The organism is Nocardia sp. bgisy134, from assembly GCF_965341865.1.
Lineage (GTDB): Bacteria > Actinomycetota > Actinomycetes > Mycobacteriales > Mycobacteriaceae > Nocardia.
In genome coordinates, this window is the sequence record NZ_CBDQZP010000004.1 from 23229 (window position 1) to 41383 (window position 18155).

Annotated in this window: 15 protein-coding genes; 5 read left to right on the forward strand and 10 right to left on the reverse strand. The window is 67.8% G+C overall.

What is annotated here, in order from left to right:
• Positions 1–269: 269 nt before the first annotated feature.
• Positions 270–671 carry a hypothetical protein gene (locus ACRWNM_RS09030; RefSeq protein WP_431965468.1) on the forward strand — a complete coding sequence of 134 codons (402 nt, stop codon included), beginning with the start codon at positions 270–272 and terminating at the stop codon, positions 669–671.
• Here ACRWNM_RS09030 and ACRWNM_RS09035 read toward each other — a convergent pair.
• Together ACRWNM_RS09035 and ACRWNM_RS09040 are read right to left on the reverse strand one after the other, a co-directional pair.
• Complete coding sequence (locus ACRWNM_RS09035) at positions 668–2092, reverse strand: amino acid permease (RefSeq protein ID WP_431965470.1); 1425 nt, start codon at positions 2090–2092, stop codon at positions 668–670. The genes ACRWNM_RS09030 and ACRWNM_RS09035 overlap by 4 nt on opposite strands.
• Positions 2093–2258: 166 nt before the next feature.
• A complete protein-coding gene (locus tag ACRWNM_RS09040) occupies positions 2259–3404 on the reverse strand; it encodes an LLM class flavin-dependent oxidoreductase (protein ID WP_431965472.1) in 1146 nt (381 codons plus the stop codon).
• Positions 3405–3622: 218 nt separating this feature from the next.
• Between ACRWNM_RS09040 and ACRWNM_RS09045 the strand changes: the two genes are divergently transcribed.
• A complete protein-coding gene (locus ACRWNM_RS09045; RefSeq protein WP_431965474.1) occupies positions 3623–5122 on the forward strand; it encodes a flavin-containing monooxygenase in 1500 nt (499 codons plus the stop codon).
• Between the two features lie 54 nt (positions 5123–5176).
• Here the strand turns inward: ACRWNM_RS09045 and ACRWNM_RS09050 are convergent, their stop codons facing one another.
• Positions 5177–5788 carry a TetR/AcrR family transcriptional regulator gene (locus ACRWNM_RS09050; RefSeq protein WP_431965476.1) on the reverse strand — a complete coding sequence of 204 codons (612 nt, stop codon included), beginning with the start codon at positions 5786–5788 and terminating at the stop codon, positions 5177–5179.
• A gap of 49 nt (positions 5789–5837) precedes the next feature.
• Between ACRWNM_RS09050 and ACRWNM_RS09055 the strand changes: the two genes are divergently transcribed.
• From ACRWNM_RS09055 to ACRWNM_RS09065, 3 genes are all read left to right on the forward strand, one after another.
• Complete coding sequence (locus ACRWNM_RS09055) at positions 5838–9026, forward strand: carboxyl transferase domain-containing protein (protein ID WP_431966157.1); 3189 nt, start codon at positions 5838–5840, stop codon at positions 9024–9026.
• Between the two features lie 75 nt (positions 9027–9101).
• On the forward strand, positions 9102–9752 hold the full coding sequence (locus tag ACRWNM_RS09060) for a pentapeptide repeat-containing protein (protein WP_431965478.1): 651 nt from the start codon (positions 9102–9104) through the stop codon (positions 9750–9752).
• A gap of 4 nt (positions 9753–9756) precedes the next feature.
• Entirely contained in the window at positions 9757–10062 is a 306-nt protein-coding gene (locus ACRWNM_RS09065; protein WP_431965480.1) for a hypothetical protein, read from the forward strand.
• Positions 10063–10172: 110 nt separating this feature from the next.
• On the opposite strand, the gene ACRWNM_RS09070 is transcribed toward ACRWNM_RS09065, so the two are convergent.
• The 7 genes from ACRWNM_RS09070 to ACRWNM_RS09100 form a co-directional block, all read right to left on the reverse strand.
• On the reverse strand, positions 10173–12854 hold the full coding sequence (locus tag ACRWNM_RS09070; RefSeq protein ID WP_431965482.1) for a DUF4132 domain-containing protein: 2682 nt from the start codon (positions 12852–12854) through the stop codon (positions 10173–10175).
• Positions 12855–13244, reverse strand: a complete 390-nt coding sequence (locus ACRWNM_RS09075) for a hypothetical protein (protein ID WP_431965484.1) — start codon at positions 13242–13244, stop codon at positions 12855–12857.
• A 162-nt stretch (positions 13245–13406) separates the two neighbouring features.
• Positions 13407–14033 (reverse strand): hypothetical protein, encoded by a 627-nt coding sequence (locus ACRWNM_RS09080; protein WP_431965486.1) that lies wholly within the window; start codon positions 14031–14033, stop codon positions 13407–13409.
• Between the two features lie 224 nt (positions 14034–14257).
• Complete coding sequence (locus ACRWNM_RS09085; protein WP_431965488.1) at positions 14258–14707, reverse strand: hypothetical protein; 450 nt, start codon at positions 14705–14707, stop codon at positions 14258–14260.
• A gap of 228 nt (positions 14708–14935) precedes the next feature.
• On the reverse strand, positions 14936–15985 hold the full coding sequence (locus ACRWNM_RS09090; RefSeq protein WP_431965490.1) for an MlaD family protein: 1050 nt from the start codon (positions 15983–15985) through the stop codon (positions 14936–14938).
• Positions 15982–17061 carry an MlaD family protein gene (locus tag ACRWNM_RS09095; RefSeq protein ID WP_431965492.1) on the reverse strand — a complete coding sequence of 360 codons (1080 nt, stop codon included), beginning with the start codon at positions 17059–17061 and terminating at the stop codon, positions 15982–15984. The genes ACRWNM_RS09090 and ACRWNM_RS09095 overlap by 4 nt, the downstream gene beginning before the upstream one ends.
• The gene (locus ACRWNM_RS09100) at positions 17058–18155 is read right to left on the reverse strand and encodes an MlaD family protein (protein WP_431965494.1); all 1098 of its coding nucleotides are present in this window, start codon (positions 18153–18155) and stop codon (positions 17058–17060) included. Before ACRWNM_RS09100 ends, ACRWNM_RS09095 begins: the two co-directional genes overlap by 4 nt.

Consider the following 18155-nt stretch of genomic DNA (forward strand, 5'->3'; position numbering starts at 1 on the left):
GTGATCCGGGATCCCGATCCATACCGCCGCACCGGTTTTCGGCGACTTCCCGAGAGCTCCCGACACAGAGCGCTGCGACCGATGCGCCACCGGCAAGCCCTCGCCGAATTCCGTTGGAAAACGGTGTGATTCACGTGGAACTCTGGTTGCACTCGATGCCACGATGAGGGAAGGCCGCCGCGCGACAGCGGATCCGCATCGAGTGCAGAACGGCATCGCGTGTGCTTCGGCCCGCCTGCGCGCCGGAGATCGCTGGCACTGTGGACGCCATGACCCTCGGTTCCGACACCAAGATCCGCTCCATCGGCCTGCATCCCAGCCAGCTCGACTACAGCAAGCACGCCGGACTGGACGAAGCCGAGCTCACCGCGCGCGTCGAGGCCGGGACGGCGGCGCTGCGCGATTCGGGCCTCGACGTCGTGTCGTGCTCGGTTCCGGCCGATCCCGACGCGGCCGAGGACCTCGTCGAGAGCAGGCTCGGGGAGGCGACCTACGGGCTGGCGATGATCGGCGGCGGCGTCCGGATGCTCCCGGAGCAGACCTTGCTGTTCGAACGCATCGTGAACGTGCTGACCGAGTCGGCGCCCGGCATCAGGCTCTGCTTCAACACGTCCCCGGAAACGACGGTGGACGCATTGCTGCGCTTGGTGCAGCCCGCCGGGCGCGGCTAACTCGCAGGGCCTGCGGGAACGCGGGCCTGGGACGTCTCGGACGTGGCGAAGGTCGAATGCCTGCGTCCGTACCCGAGGTAGACCGCGACGCCGACCGCGACCCAGACGGCGAACCGCACCCAGGTCAGCACGTCGAGGGTGAACGCCATCAGCGCGCATCCGATCAGCGCGAGAATCGGCACCAGCGGCACGAGCGGGGTGCGGAACGGACGTTCCCGGTTCGGCTCCTGTTTGCGTAGCACCAGCACGCCGACGCACACGACCGCGAATGCCGACAGCGCGCCGATGTTCACCAGTTCGACCACGATGTCGATGGGCAGCAGTCCGGCGATGGCGGCGCAGCACACCCCGAGCACCAGCGTCAACCGCACCGGCGTCGAGCGCTTGCCGGTCGCGGCCAGCCTGCGGGGCAGCAGACCGTCGCGGCACATCGCGAAACTCAGCCGCACTTGGGCGTAGACGATGAGCAGCAGACCCTTGGTGAGCGCGATGACCGAGGCCACGATGATGACGTTGCCGATCCAGCCGATGTGCAGCGCGCCGAAGGCGGTGGCGATCGGTGCGCCGTTGTTCAGGGTCGGGAACGGGGCGACGCCGGTGAGCACGGCGCTGACGAGCGCGTAGAGCAGCGTCGCGATCAGCACGGTGCCGATGATGGCGAAGGGCACGTCGCGCTTGGGGTTGCGCGCCTCCTCGGCGGAGGCGGCGACCACGTCGAAACCGAGGAAGGCGAAGAACGCGATGGCCGCGCCGCCGATGACGCCGCTCCAGCCGAACGGCGCGAACGGGACCCAGTTGCCCAGGTCGATGTGCGGTGCGCCGACTGCGATCACCAGCACCAGCACGCCGATGGTCACCGCGACCAGCGCCTTGGTGATGCGTGCGGTGAGCGACACTTCGCCGACCAGCACGGCCACGATCGCGGCGATGATCAGCACCGCGGGCAGGTTCACCACCCCGCCCTCACCGGGCCCCGCGGTGATGGCGTGCGGCAGCGTGATGCCGAACATCGAGTCCAGCGCCGACACCGTCGTCCCGGACCAGCCGATCGCCACGGCCGCGCCCGCGATGACGAATTCGAGCAGCAGATTCCAGCCGACCAGGAACGCGGGACCTTCACCGAGCGTGGCGTAGGTGTAGGTGTAGGCGCTGCCCGAGACCGGGACCATCGCGGCGAGCTCGCTGTAGCACAGCGCGACGAGCACGCAGACCAGACCGGCCAGTCCGAAGGACAGCACGATGGCCGGTCCCGCCTTCTCCGCGGCCGCCACGCCGGTGATGACGAAGATGCCCGCACCGACGATGGTGCCGACGCCCATGGCGGTTAGGTCGACCCGCCCGAGGCTCCGTTTGAGCGCCACGCCGGACGGGTTCGAGTCGGGCGTGCGGCGGCGCCACCGTTGTTCAGCTGCGCGGGTCATCGATTTCCTCTCGGGGCGTGGTCCACCCCAGTACGAAAAATGGATCCTCGGCTCGGCCTTCGTGGGCCGGAGCCGGGGATCCATTCTCGTGGGTGCCGCGACGGCAGCGATAACCGGGGGTTTGCAGGCGCTGCATACAGGCAGCGGGCGCACCCCGGCGGCGCGCTCAGCTGGACGACGAGGTTGCGAACGGAGTGCCGACGCGGACCGGCGCCGCGCGGTGCGGATGCCGCCACAGACCCTTGCGCTCCAGGATCGGCAGCACCCCCTCGCCGAACCAGTACGCCTCCTCGAGGTGCGGATAGCCGGACAGGATGAAGTGGGTGATGCCGAGGCGCGAGTACTCGACCAGCCGCTCGGCGACCTCCTCGTGCGAGCCGACGAGCGCGGTGCCCGCGCCGCCGCGCACCAGTCCGACACCGGCCCACAGGTTCGGCGCGATCTCCAGCCGCTCGCTGCTGCCGCCGTGTAGCTCGAGCATCCGGCGTTGCCCCTCGGACTCGCTGCGGGCGAGGTTCGCCTGCACCCGTTCGACGTCGGCGGGATCGATGCCCTGTAGCAGCCGCTCGGCCTCGGCCCACGCCTGTTCGGAGGTGTCGCGACTGATGACGTGGATGCGCAGGCCGTAGTCGAGGACGCGGCCGTGGTCGACGGCGAGACGCCGGATCCACTCCAGCTTCCTGCTCACCGCGAGCAGCGGCTCGCCCCAGGTGAGGTAGGTGTCGGCGTAGCGGGCGGCCACCGGCCCGGCGGGCGCCGACGAGCCGCCGAAGAACACCGGCGGGATCGGGTCGGGCCGGTTGCTCAGCAGGGCCTCGCGGACCCGGATGTGCTCGCCCTCGAAGGTCAGCGGCTCGGTCGATCGCCACAGCTCCCGCACGACGTGCAGGAATTCGCCGGTGCGGGCATAGCGCTGATCCTTGTCGAGGAAATCGCCGTAGGCCTGCTGCTCGTGCGGTTCGCCGCCGGTCACCACGTTGAGCAGCAGCCGGCCGCGCGAATGGCGCTGGAAGGTGCCCGCCATCTGGGCGGCCAACGTCGGGCTGATCAGGCCGGGGCGGAAGGCGACCAGGAATTTCAGCGTCTCGGTGGTCTCCACCAGCATCGCGGTGGTGAGCCAGGCGTCCTCGCACCAGGCGCCGGTCGGCGTCAGCACCGCCTCGAAGCCGTTGTCCTCGGCGGCGGCGCCGATCTGATTCAGGTAGCGCAGCGAGGCAGGACGGTCGCCCGACATGAAGGTGCCGTGGCCGCCCGCGACCAGACCGCGCGAATCACCGTAGGTGGGCAGGAACCAGTGGAACGACAGACTCATGCGTGCGTCACTTCCTTCGGGCGTGGGAGTCGTGGGCATGCCGCAGTGGTTCATGGTGCTGACCGCACGTCCCGGGGTCACGGTTTGCGACCACCATGGTTTTTATCGCCGATCAGGGGATTCGCGTTATAGACGTTACTTCTAATAACATGTACCCTCGATTGAACACGCTCGGACGACGTCGCCCGGGTGCGAGACCAGACGAAACGAGTACCTCAATGACGCGGCATGTCGACGTACTGATCATCGGCGCTGGCCTGTCCGGAATCGGGATGGCCTGCCATCTCACCCGCGAGCAGACCGGACGCAGCTACGCGATCCTGGAACGGCGCAGCGCCATCGGCGGGACCTGGGACCTGTTCAAATACCCGGGCATTCGCTCCGACTCGGACATGTACACCTTCGGCTACGGCTTCCGCCCGTGGCACGGCACCAAGGTGCTCGCCGACGGACCGCACATCCGCCAGTACATCGAGGACACCGCCGCCGAGTACGGCGTCACCGAGCACATCCGGTTCGGCCGCAAGGTGACCGTCGCGCGCTGGTCCAGCGAAGCCGAGCTGTGGACCGTCACCGCGATCGACGAGCGGACCGGCGCGACCGAGGAGTGGACCAGCAACTTCCTGGTCGGCTGCACCGGCTACTACGACTACGACAACGGCTTCCGCCCCGAGTTCCCCGGCGAGCAGGACTACCGCGGGCAGATCGTGCACCCGCAGCACTGGCCCGAGGATCTGGACTACCGCGGTAAGCGCGTGGTCGTCATCGGCAGCGGCGCCACCGCGATCACCCTCATCCCGGCGATGAGCGAAGACGCCGCGCACGTGACCATGCTGCAGCGCTCGCCCACCTACATCACCGCGTTGCCCGCCGACGACCCGGTCGCGGTCGGCATGAAGGCGGCCAAGGTGCCCGCGAAACTCGCCTACCGGATCGGCCGCGCGCGCAATATCGCCTTGCAGCGCGCCAGTTTCCAGCTCTCCCGCACCAATCCGGCGGCGGCCAAGAAGCTGTTGCTCGCCGCAGTCCGGCTGCAGGTCGGCGCGGATCTGGACATGCGCCATTTCACGCCGTCCTACAACCCGTGGGACCAGCGCCTGTGCGTGGTGCCCAACGGCGACCTGTTCAAGGTGCTGCGCAGCGGTAAGGCCTCGATCGTCACCGATCGCATCGAGACCTTCACCGAGACCGGCATCCGGCTGGCCTCCGGCGAGGAACTCGAGGCCGACATCGTCATCAGCGCGACGGGCCTTTCGGTACAGATGCTCGGCGGTGCGTCGCTCGAGATCGACGGCGAGCCGGTGGTGACCCGCGATCGCGTGGTCTACAAGGGCGCGCTGCTCGACGGCGTGCCCAACGCCATGATGGTGCTCGGCTACACCAACGCGTCGTGGACGCTGAAGGCCGATCTGGCCGCCGAGTACTTCTGCCGTCTGCTCAATCACCTGAAGTCCAAGGGCCTCACCAAGTTCGTCGCGGTGGCCGAGGAGGGCGACCGCGGCGCCGCTTCGGTGATGGGCGGCGCGCTGACCTCGGGCTACATCAAGCGCGGCGACGCGGTGATGCCGCGCCAGGGCACCAACGGCCCGTGGCAGGTGATCAACAACTACTTCCGCGACCGCGCCCTGTTGCGCAAGGCGTCGCTCGAGGACGGCGTGCTGCGCTTCAGCGGAGCCACCGACCGGCCCGCCGCGCTGCTGGACAGCCGCAGCGCCTGATCCACTCCGACCACCGCTCTCGGCCCGCCGACTCTTCGGCGGGCCGAAGTCGTGTCACGGCATGCCGAGCAATGTCTCGGCGATGGTGTAGACGTTGCGTAGATACGCGTCCCACACCGCCGCGTCCGCGTCGCGACGTACCAGTGCGCCGCGGGTCAGCGAATACCCGACGGTCTCGGCGACCACGCGCGGCTCGGCGACCGGCGAGATCGCCGCGGCCTGCTGTTGGCGCTCGATCCACCGGGTGAAACGGCGGGTCGGACGCTCGGTGATCTCGCCAACGAGTCCGGCCAACGCCGGATCGATGGCGCCGCGCTCCTCGAGCATCCGCAGCAACGGACCGGTCTTGCGGACCGCGATCGCGAAGGCGTCGATGGTGGCGCGCAACGTCTTTCGCGGATCGTCGCCGGTGAGGCCGGGTTCTTGCGCGGCGAGGAAGTCGTCACGCACCCGGACGGCGAGCGCGTGGAAGATCTCGTCTTTCGAGGCGAAGTACACATACAGCGTGGCGCGCGCGACGCCCGCCTCCGCGGTGATGGCCGCGACGGTGGTCTCGGCGTAGCCGCGCGCGGTGAAGACCCGGGCGGCGGCGTCGAGCAGATCACGGTGGCGGTCGGTGTGCGAGCGTTCGCGCGCGCCGCGAACCGACCAGGCGGAGGAGGTCACGACAATATGGTCATTGACGTTGACGTCAATGTCAACGAAACTGGGCGGCATGTACGTCGTCGTGGCCAATAGAGGAGAAATCGCGGTCCGCGTCCTGCGGACCGCCCGTGAGCGCGGATACCGCACGCTAGCGGTGTACACCGCCGACGAACGCGAGGCCATGCACGTCCACCTCGCCGACGACGCGGTGGAACTGAACGGACACGGCGCGGCCGCCTACCTGGACGTGGCGGGCATCGTGGCCGCGGCGAGAAAGGCGGAATCCGGCGCGCTGGTTCATCCCGGCTACGGATTCCTCAGCGAGAGCGCCGATTTGGCGGCCGCGTGCGCCGCGGCGGACGTGGTCTTCGTCGGTCCGTCGCCCGAGGTGTTGTGTACCTTCGGCGACAAGACCGCCGCGCGCGCCGCGGCCGAACGCGCGGGCGTGCGCGTTCTGCCCGCCACGCCCGCGGGTTCCGGCGTGGACGAGATCACCGAGCTGCTCGCCCGCTATCCGGAAGGCGTCATGGTCAAGGCCGCGGCCGGTGGCGGCGGGCGCGGCATGCGCGTGGTGCGCGACCCCGCCGAATTGCCCGCCGCCTACGAGTACTGCCGGGCCGAGGCGCGCGCGGGATTCGGCGACGACACCGTCTACGCGGAGGCGCTGGTGCCCGCGGCCAGGCACATCGAGGTGCAGGTCGTCGCGGACGGCGCCGTGGCGATGGCGCTCGGCGACCGCGATTGCAGCGTGCAGCGGCGCCACCAGAAGCTGATCGAGATCGCGCCCGCGCCCGGGCTGGACTCGGCCGTGCGCGAGCAGTTGCACGCCGATGCCGTCGCGCTTGCCGAATCGGTGCGTTGTCGCGGCGTGATCACCGTCGAATTCCTCGTCAGCGGAACGCACTACTGGTTCCTGGAGGTGAATCCGCGGCTCCAGGTGGAGCACACCGTGACCGAGGAGGTCACCGGAGCCGACCTCGTCGCGCTCCAGTTCGATCTGGCGCGCGGCGCCTCGCTCGCCGAGCTCGACCTGCCCGATCCCGCGCCACGCGGCTGTGCCGTCCAGGCCCGGGTGAACGCCGAAATCGTCACGGCCGGTGGGGAAGTGCTGCCTGCCTCCGGCACCGTCACGCGGTTCGCCGCGCCGACCGGCGTCGGTGTGCGGGTCGACACCGGCCTGTACGCCGGACTGCGGCACGGCGTGCACTTCGATTCGCTGCTGGCGAAGGTGATCGCGCGCGCGGGGTCGTATCCTGCCGCGCTGCGGCGCTGCGCGGACGCGCTGGCCGAGACCGTCGTCGCCGGAGTGGACACCAACGCGACCGTGCTGCGGGCGGTACTCGACGAGCTCGGCCACAGTGGCGCGGTCACCACCTCGTGGTTCGAGCAGCATGCCGCCGAATTCGCCGCGCGCGCAGCCGATCTCGCCACCGCACTGCCCTCGGTCGATACCGCCGCCGATACCGTGGCCGCACGCGAGCCCGACCCGCTGTTCGACGGCGAGACAGCGCTGTCGACGCCGATGGGCGGCACGGTCGTGAGCCTGGTCGAAGCGGGCGCCGTCGTCCCCGCCGGTGGCGAAGTGGCGGTGCTGGAAGCCATGAAGATGCAACACGTGCTGCGCGCCGAACAGCCGCTGCGCGTGCTGCGGCACCTCGTCGTGCCCGGCGACACCGTCGACCCGCACGCCGCGCTACTGGTCTGGGCCGCGAGCGAGCACGACGGCGAAACGGACGACGTCGCCGCCGTCGACCTGGACGCGATCCGCGCCGATCTCGCCGAAGTCCACGAGCGGCATCGCATCGGCCTGGACGCCGCCCGGCCCGAGGCCGTCGCCAAACGCCACCGGCTCGGCCGCCGCACCGCCCGCGAGAACATCGCCGATCTGGTCGACGCGGACAGCTTCCTCGAATACGGGGCGCTGGCGGTCGCCGCGCAACGCTCGCGCCGCAGCCCTGAGGACCTCATCGCCAACACACCGGCGGACGGCCTGATCACCGGCGTGGCGACGATCAACGCCGACCGTTTCGGCGCGGACGCGGCCCGCGCGGTCGTCCTCTCCTACGACTACACGGTGCTCGCGGGCACCCAGGGCATGCGCAACCACGTCAAGACCGACCGCATGCTGGAACTGGCTCGTGAACAACGACTTCCGGTGCTGTTCTTCACCGAAGGCGGTGGCGGCCGTCCCGGCGACACCGACTACGCGGGCATCTCGGGCCTGGACGTCACCACCTTCCGCGCCATGGGCGCGCTGTCCGGCAGGGTGCCGCTGATCGGCATCGTCTCCGGCCGCTGCTTCGCGGGCAACGCCGCCCTGCTCGGCATGTGCGATGTCGTGATCGCCACCCCCGACGCGAACATCGGCATGGGCGGGCCCGCCATGATCGAAGGCGGCGGCCTCGGCGTCTACGCGCCGGAGGACATCGGGCCGATCGAGGTGCAGCGTCGCAACGGCGTGGTGCACCTGGTCGCGGCCGACGAAGCCGAAGCGGTCGCCCTGGCGCGCCGCTATCTGGGCTATTTCCAAGGCGGCGAGACCGAATGGACGGCACCCGATCCCCGGCTCGCGCGCCACGTGGTGCCCGAGAATCGCCTGCGCGCCTTCGATATTCGCGCGGCCATCGCCTCGATCGCCGACGTCGGTTCGGTGCTGGAATTGCGCAGGGACTGGGGCGTCGGCATCGTCACCGCCCTGGTGCGCGTCGAGGGGCGGCCGTTCGGGTTGATCGCCAACGACTGCCATCACCTCGGCGGCGCCATCGACGCGCCCGCCGCCGACAAGCTGGCCATGTTCCTCCGGCTCTGCGACGCGCACGGGCTGCCGATCGTGTCGCTGTGCGACACACCGGGTTTCATGGTCGGGCCGGAGGCCGAGACGCACGCGACGGTCACCAAGTTCAGTCGCCTGTTCGTCGACGCGGCCGCGCTGTCGGTGCCGTGGGGCACGGTGATCCTGCGTAAGGGATACGGCCTCGGCGCGCAGGCCATGGCCGCAGGCTCGTTCCGCGCGCCGCGTTTCGTGATCGCCTGGCCGACCGGAGAGATCGGCGGCATGGGCCTGGAGGGTGCGGTGCGCCTCGGCTTCGCAAAGGAGCTGGCCGCCATCGCGGACCCGGACGAGCGGCAGACGGCCTTCGACAACCTCGTGCAGCTCGCCTACGCCAACGGCAAGGCGCTCACCGCGGCGACCGTGCTGGAGCTCGACGACGTCATCGATCCCGCCGATACCCGCCGCTGGCTGTGCACGCTGCGTTGACCTGCCTCGACGCCGGTTGTCGGTGGGCGCTGGTAGACAGGATCGACCGTTGTCGACTGAGTTGGGAGGTGGGGCGTGGCACGTGAACTGGCGGATCTGCCGTTCGCGCGGTACCTGACGCCGTTCGAGGAGGAGCCGGAGCGCGAGGGCGATTACGACTGCGTCCACGTCGACGATCGCCAACTCGAACACCTCGGGGCCGAGCACGTGCGTTTCGCCGAGTCCGCGTTGACCTCGCTCACCGTCACCCGGGGCAGCTTTCGCTACGGGCGGTTCACCGACGTCTGGTTGCGCGCCGTCTCCTGGATCGGCACCGATCTCTCGGATACCTCGTGGCAGGACGCCGAATTCGTCGAAGGCGTGTTCTCCGGCGTGGACGCGGGCGGCACGGTGCTGCGCCGCGTCCGGTTCGAGGGCTGCAAATTCGACTCGGTCAACTTCCGCCGCGCGAAGCTGCGCGAGGTCTCGTTCGTCGACTGCGTCCTGCGGCACACCGATTTCGGCGACGCGGATCTCACCACGGTGAGTTTCCCCGGCTCGACACTGACAGACCTTTCGCTCAACAAGACCACAATGCGCAAGGTCGACCTGCGCGGCGCCACACGAATCGGCATCGCCGACGGGCTCGACGGTCTGCGCGGCGCAACCATCACACCACTGCAATTGATGGACCTGGCCCCAAGCTTCGCGAGCACTCTCGGCATCACCGTCGCCGACGAGCAGTAGGTCCGTGGGCGAATTGGTGGAGCGCGTCGATGTGGGAGCCTTGCAGTTCGCCGGTGAGGAATTCCAGGCCGATGTCGGAGGCTTTCAATTGCTCGGCGAGGGCGGCGAGTTCGATTCCGCGGCCGAGGCGTTTGTGTTCGTGCACGACGAGGGTGGCCGCGACACCGGAGGCCCGCAGTTCCCGGGCGAGGGTGACGGCGTTGTCCAGTTCGGGGCGGGTGGAGATCTTCTCGGCGAAGACCCGACCGACGCCGGGGAACGCCCAGGACGCTCCCCGCCGGAGCCGTGTTTCATAGGTGACCGCCTATGAAACACCCCATCCTCGTCTTGGGTGAGATAAGGATCGTGTAGGAGCGGAAGTGCGCCACGAGATGGCAATCGGTGCACTGAGTTCGACCAACTGTCACGCCTGAAGCATTGTCACGGGAGTTGGCTCAGGATGGTTGGGTCGGTGATTTTTGTGTCGTTGGCCAGAAGCAGGGCTTTGCTGAGGATCACCGACAGCATCCGGTCACCGTCGAACGGCAGGAACGAGTCCGGTTCGGTTGTTCGTGCCGAGGGGACGATGCACAGGTAGCGGTTGTTGGGGTCGATCAGGACATTTCCTGAGCCCAGGTGGATCCGATACGAATGCTTGGTACCTCGCACGTGCAGGAATCTGTCTTCCACGGTGCATTGGTGGCCGATGTCCAGTCGGGGCAGCAGCCTGGTCAGCAGGTCACGTCTGGTTTGTGCAGTCTGGTTCAGGTCGCCGAAACTGTAGTCGGTCCAGTAGTCGGCGAACCTGCCGTTCGGACCACCGTCGTACCATGTCGGATCGTTGCCGATGCTGGCCACACCGACGAACAGGTCCACGTCGCGCAGTACTTCGCTCAGGACCAGTTCGGGCACGTCCGACAGTGGCAGTGGCTCGGCCGACCCATGGAAGCCGCCATGGAAAGCGCTGTTGGCAAGGTTCAGTGGTGCGTCGATCGGGTAGAACCGCACCTGGTCGGTGCGCAGGCGTAGGTAGCTGCCGGACTCCGTGATGTCGACGTCCCCAATGTCGTCGCGGTCGCCCTCCACCCAGTATTCCGCGCGCACACCCCACTGCGGCAGTTCACGGGTCGGTGGCGGCACGGAGGTGTCGGCATCCAGCAAGAGCTTGTTGCGCCATCCCCGGACAGCGGCCAACGCGTGGAACTGGTGTTGGCGCAGGATGTGCGCCGCGAAGCGGTTCGAGTAGGTACCGGTGTGGCGTTCTGCGTCGGTGAGTAGGTAGACCTCGCGATGGGTTTGTTTGAACGGCTGCCGGATATTCTTGCATTCCAACCAGTCTCGCCATGCGAGGATCTCCTCCGTCGAGCGACCGAGCGGGTGCCACAGCTCCACGACGTCACCACCCACCGGGTTGTCCGCCACGTCGCGCAGCGCGCCGTCTGCGTAGCCGCAGGTGACCCCGTCGACTGTCCACAACAAACGGCGGGCGATCGTGCCCACCAAGGGGTGGTCGATGTAATACTCCCGCCACGAGGGGTAATCCCAGGTGCGGCGCTCCAGGAACTGGCGATCCAGCCGTTCGACTTGGGCGGTCAGCATCTTGCCGATGTCCTTGGCCGCCGCCTCGAGTTCTTTCAATTCCTCGGCATGGTCGCGTTTCACCGCGGCCGGGACGCTTTTCACCGGTTTGCTCGTGAACCAGCACAGCACCGCCTTGGTGCCGTCCACGGTCACCGTCGCCGACGCGGCGCCGAAGGCGAATTCCGCCGTGCCTACCGACGTCAGGCCGTAGGCGGGCACGGCCATCTCCTCGATCTGAGTGCGGGTCAGCCCGAGCGCGTGTGCAATGGTCTCCAGCGCGACGTTGATCAGCTTCAACGTGCCCTTGTAAGTCACTGTGGCGGCCAGGCGGGCCAGCTCACCCAGCGCCGCCTCGCCGCTCACCTGGCTCAGAGCGTAAACACCGGCGTTGGCTATGGGGTTACGTGGTCCCAGACCCTTGATTTTGCGCAGCGACGTTTCCACCAGGCCGCCCAGGATGCGGGCGGTCGTCGGCTGCGGGGGCCGATACGTCAGCAGCCACAGCAGACCGCGCACAGCGTTCGCGTTGAACGGGTCGTACTCATCGTTGAGGCCGGGATCTTCGGCGAGACGATGCCGCAGCGGTAATGTCCTGGGTCGGCCAACCAGTTCCAACAACGACAGCACCTTCTCGTCGAAGGAATCCACCTTCGCCAGCAGCGCTCGACCGGTCTTTTCCCACTTGGCGTTCGGTCTTCCCATCGTGGCGGTTGTGGCGAAGGCCAGCAGGTCGTGCCAACCCGGAGACGAGCACGCCAACTCCAGTGCTCGGTCCGCCCATTGCTCACCCACATTGACCACTGGTTCGGGGCATTGCCGGGCGACCTCTGCAACACGAGAGTCCTGGTACCTCTCGCAGGCTCCGCGGCGGTACACCGCGACGACCTCAGGGCTCAAGATACGTCCTGACGCCAGTTCGGCTAGGGCCAGAGATGAGTCGATCGCGAAAAGGCTCAACCTGCCGTGGTGGTTCGACAGGGTTTCCAGCACTGCTCGCCGTTCTTCGACCAGGATCGGCAAGGTGGGTGCGATGGTCGACGCCAAGAGCAGCAGAGAGTGCTGCTCGCGCTCGGAAGCGGTAGGGAACGCAAGCGCGCAAGCGCGAGCAAGCCGTTCGACCGTCTCGGTCGGCAGTTCACGCACCTTGGCGAACAGGGCATGCCACAAGGCATAGTCGGACGCCATATGGGAGGACTCGGCGATCTGGTGTACCCGCACAATCTCGGCGCACAACCTGCCCATATCGTCCGCCGCGATGGCGTCGAGGACCGCTGTCTTGTACTTGGAAGGGACGATGCTCTCTTGCAGATACTTGATCCCGTGTCGGATGTGCTCGGAAGCGGCCGGGGCCGCTGCGGCGCAGACGCGAGCCAACCGCTCGGAGATCTCGTCTGGCAACACGCGTGCCATGTCCGATACCGCACCCCACACGTACTTGTCGGTCTTCGTCTGATACGCCTGCAGATAGGTGTCGAAGAAGGCGTCCATATCGTCCGCAGCGATGGCGGCCCGCGCCGCGGTCTCGTACTCGGACCTCGACATTCAGCCACCCACCAATGCGACGAGCTTCAGGAATGTGATTTCCACACCCAGTGGCAGCGCGACCACCTCGTCCAACTCCTCGATCTGTCGATCGCCGACCAGAACCACGAAACCGTTGCGCCCGAAAGCCTGCAACGCCGCCTCGCACTGGCGTTCCGGATCGACACGACCAGTCGTGCGGAACCCGCCGCGCACCACCTCGGCATCTGCCGGCCGTACCAGACCACGAAAGGCACCACGAGACGCGCCGGCATTGTGTTCGGCGACCTCCTGGAATACTCGCCGCCGGATGATCTCCTGCAGTGGCAGCCGCTCCTCGGTCACCTCGAACATCCAGCCTTCGTCGCGACCCCCGGATGCCGTTTCGTCGACGACCTTCACACTCACCATGACGACAGGGTAGGCACGACCCCTGACAGAACTTGAGAACAGTTTCCTACCAGTGGCCTGCTCCAAGAATTCGTCGCTGCCACGGTGCCGGCTCGGCCGAGGTCGAACGCGCGCCACGGCTGATGGCCGCTGGGACGGCGCTTGCACCCCGGACAGAGGCCATCAAGATGCTTGCGGATAAGCCTCCCGCTCTCGATTCAGATCCAGGCGGGTAGTCATGTCGAGCCGGAAGCTGGCCGGTGAGCTTTCCCGAAGAACGGCGCTTGCGGGCCATGTCAGACTGTGCAGCTCGCTCGCCTCGGATGGCATACCGGCCTGGGCGCAGAACTGCTCGACCAGCGGCGCGCACTCGTCCCAGCTCATCAACTGCGCGTGCAGGTTCGCATACGAGTCCGACCCTGCCACCGCGATATCACCGGAGCGCAGCTCGGCCGCCAGATAGGAGAACACGCACACCGCCAGATGCCGCCGCGACAACATCCTCGGACGGCGCTTGTCCCGCAACACCTTCCGCCACAACTCGCTGGCGAAGGAGTCCACATCCACCCGCACCACCGACTTAACGCCATCGCGTTCAAGCACCACGGTCTCGCCGATCCAGTCCCCGCGCCGGTTCCGCACCGCACGCACGAATTCCACTGCGTCGGCCACGGCGCGCTCCGCGGTCACCGGCTCCAGCTCGATCGAGTCGACCAGCGTGAACAGGTGCGATCGATCGAAGCCACGAAACCACCCGGAACAACAACACCACCAGAGCACCCGAACCCTAACCGGCACCACCCGCCACACCGACGTCGGGTCTCTCACCGGCCACTATGGCCTCAACGGCAGGTTTCTGCCGTATTCCGGTCGACCCTCCAGAAGGCTCGGATGCCCATCGAGTGGCAGACGGCCATGTCCAGAGGCTGGCTTGCCGCGACGTGGATCACGTGTTCGGTTGTCACGCCGAGTTTTTGGTGTGCATGCCGGAAAAGCTGTGGGTTTGGTTTGTAGTGACGGGTGATTCGCCGGGCTCAACTTTCGTGGTGGACGGTAACGGTGTTGTTCCGATCCCACACGGCGACAAGCAGCTGGTCGGTGGGCTTGTCAGCGCCGATCGCGAAGTCGAGCGCGAGAACACGTTCCGTCGCCGCGGGGCTGATCGCAATGCCGACGACGAGTAGATGGTCGAGGAAGACCTTGTCGGTAACAGCCTCACAAGTGTCCACGTCGAACAAGTCGCCCGCCATCTCTTCGGGGATCTCCTCGAGATGAACCTTGCGAAACAATGAGGTCGTCGACCGGGGATCGGTCAGCTCGGCGGCGAAAGCGACGAAGGCCGCAGCGACCAGGGCCTTCACATCGAGGAGAGCGGTCTCGGCCTTGTCGAGTTCGCTTTGGTTCAGAGTCTCGTCACCGTGAATCCAATACCAGGCACCGGCTCCGAATCCGTCTATTCCAGCAGGTAGCACGGCACCGGCCACCGAGTCGTCGCCGAAATCGAGGTGCCCCGCGAACCGGCTGGTCAGGTGATTCATGGTCCGATCGTGCCATCCATGAGGGACAGGGTTCCGGACTGGCATCCCGCGACACTCTTTTGCCAGATTGGCGTCGGCCGAACTTCTCGGAGCCGGGCGGCGCCGGTGACCCCGCAGCGCTGCACAGAGACCTGGACAGCGTTCAGCGAATGTCGGCCTCCGCGAAGGACCGACCTACCGGACGGTGATCTGCAATTGCAGTGCGCCGTCCGGGGTCGTGGCGTGCAGGGCCTGGGAGATCAGGCTGCCGAGGTCGACCTTGCCGAGCACTCCCGTTGTCAGTGCGAGCAGTGGCTGGACGACCGGAAACAGTTCGCGCAGTTCGGGGCCGAGGAGATCCAGCTTCTGGGTGAGGGCGTCGAGGAACGGGAGCAGTCCGATCACGTCCTCGGTGTCGGTGAGGTAGTCCGCGGGGGTGTCGCCGATCCGCAGGACGCGCGCGATCGCCGCGGCCACGTCGCTGACCCGCGGACCGAACTCGGCCCACGGTCTGGAGGCGGCGGCCAATTCGCCGCCCGCCCATGTCATATCGGTGGCCTGGGCCTGCATGTCGACCAGCAGCCTGCGAATCAGGTCGGTGCGGCTCAGTAGTGTGGCCGCCAACAGGTCGCCTGCCCTGGACAGTTGCGGGATCACCGCCTCGGTGCCCGCGAGTCCGGTGCTGAAGTTGTCGATGATGGCGGCCACGGTCGCCGGGTCGATCTGCTCGAGGAGCTGGGTCGCGGTGCGGGCGACCTCGGGGATCGACACCGGCCGCTGCACCGACGCGGCCGCGAGCCGGTCGCCGTCGCGCAGGTACGGCGCGTCCGCGACCGTCGGCCGGAACTCCAGATACGGCTCGCCCAGCGCCGAGAGCGTCTCGATGCGGACCGAACTGTTCGCGGGCACCCGGTATTCGGCGTCGTAACGGAAGGCCACATCGATGCCATCGCGGGTGTGCGTCACCGCGGTGATCTGCCCGATCTGGATACCGGAGAGCAGCACCTTGGATCGCGGCAGCAGGCCACCGGAATCCGGGACCGTCATGGTGGCCTCGGTGTACTCGGTGAACCAGCCGACCCGCACCACGCCGAAGCTCAGATGTCCCACGCCGATCAGCAGAATCGCCGCGATCGCGGCCAGCGAAGCGAGTGGGCCGAGTCGCCGCAACACCTCGTCGGTCGCGCTGCCCGCGGGATTCTGGGGGACGTAGCCGGGATAGGCGGTTTCGGTGGCGACGTTCATCGCACGACTCCGATCATCCTGAGGGTGGCGATGATTCGAGCCACCTGCTCGTCGGTGGCGACCGGCGTCGGCGCCCCTTCCACCGTTCCCGTTCCCTCCACGAACACCTGGCCGACGTTCAGCTTCGGCCCGCGCTCCACGAACGGAATGATCTTGTCGCGGATCAGCGACACCACCCGGTTCAGATTCGACGGTGCGCTCAGATCCAGCGGCCGGTCCGCGAACAACAACGGCACCAAGGCTTTCGCGGCCTCGTCGCCCGCCTCGAGCAGCGGCGCGAGCCAGGCGATTGCGTGCCCGACGATGCCGAGCCCGCCGACCACGCCGAGCGTGAGCACCAGTGATGTCGCGTCGGCGGGGATCTCCACCGCGCCACGCTCGCTGAGCAGCGCGTCGAGTTCCCGCGGATTGCGCAGCGCCACATCGAGATCGCGCTGGATCGAGTCGAGGAACCGGTCCACCACCACCATGTGCTCGGCCACGTCGGACACGTCGCGGCCGAGCACCTCGAAGATCCGCGCGGTCTCGGCGGGCCGCTCGGGCAGCGTCGCGTTGACGCGGTTGACGATGGCCTGCATCTGCTGCATCGCGCCGCCGCCGACGAAGGTCGACATGCCCGCCAGCAGGTCTTCCACCTGAAGCGCGGGGCGGGTCCGCGCCAGCGGTATGGTGCCGCCCGGCGCGATGACACGGTCGAAATCGCCGGTGGGCGTGCTGAGTCCGATGTAGATGTCGCCGAGGATGGTGTTCTGGCGCAGCTGCACGGTGGTGGTCACCGGCAGTCGCACCGCCTCGGCGATCTCGACGACCGCCTCCACCCGGCCGGGCTGCTCCGGCGTCGGGTCGACCACTCGCACCTCGCGCAGGCTGCCGATCTGCGCGCCGTTGGCCACCACCTTGGCCTGGGCGGGCAGGTTCAGTGCGTTCGCCAGCTCGATCCGCACCCGGTAGGTCGGACCGGACACGGTCGCGCCGGGCACCGGCACCTGGGCGGGATCGAATCCGCATCCGGGCAACAGCAGAGCGGCCGCCAGTGCGACAGCGAGCATGGCGTGGCGGACCGATCGCGTAGTCATCGAGCACCTACCGTTCCGAGCACCAGGGACACCAGATTCACGTCGGCCAAACCGTTTTCGGCACCGTCACAGTGGCCGGGCCGCAGCGCGTTGAGCGCGGCGCAGATCCGATCGGCCTGCTCGCGCGGCAGCCCGACCTTGGGCGCGGCATAGGTCAGCTGCGGCCGCCCGGTCGCCGGGTCGATCACCTGCTCGAAGAACTGCACGATCGGCGGGACCATCGACACCAGCTGCTGGAGCGACCCGACGTTCGCGGAGAGCAGCCGCAGGCCCGGTAGCGCGCCGTCCAGCGCGCCGAGGATCGGCCTGCCGTACTCACGGGCGATGCTGTTGAGCCACGGCAGGATGACCAGCAGCGAGTCGATCAGCTGCACCACGCGGTCCCAGAGCTCGTTGATGAAGGCGATGCCCTCGCTCGCCTGCACCAGCACGATCTTGATGTCCTCCCAGTTCAGCGCGATGCTCGACATCAGTGAGCCGTAGGAGTCCAGCAGCCCGCCGATGCGCCCGATGGCCGCGTCCGGCGCGCGCAGGGCATCGCCGAGATCGGTGATCAGCTTGTTCAGCTCCGGACCGGTGCCCGAAGTGGCGGCCTCGAAGGCGACGACGCTGTCCCGAATCCTGGTCTGCTCGCCCGGATTTCCGCCGCCGGTCAGCTGGGCCGCCAGCTGGGAGAAGCCCTGGAGTGTTTGGCTGATGCTCTTCGGCGTGAAGGTGTTCGTGATGCACGTCGAGCGATCCCACGGCGCCGCGCCCGGCTCGCCGAGGACCGCGAGGGCGCGATCGGCGACCAGGGTGTCGGAGACCGTGGTCGCGGTGACCTCCCCGCGCAGCACGCGCTCCGCCTGCACCTCGAAGTCGACCCGCACCGCCGTGCCCTCGGGTCGCACCGCGTTGACCGTGCCGATCGGAATGCCGAGCGCCGTCACGTGATTGCCCGGATACAGGCCGACGGCATCGGGCATGATGGCGCAGTAGGCGACCGTCTTCTTCACCGGATCGAACACCACCAGATACCCGATCGCGGCGACCAGCGCCAGCACCAGCGCGCCGAGCACGGTCACGAAACCCTGGGACCGCAGGATGCGCGTCAT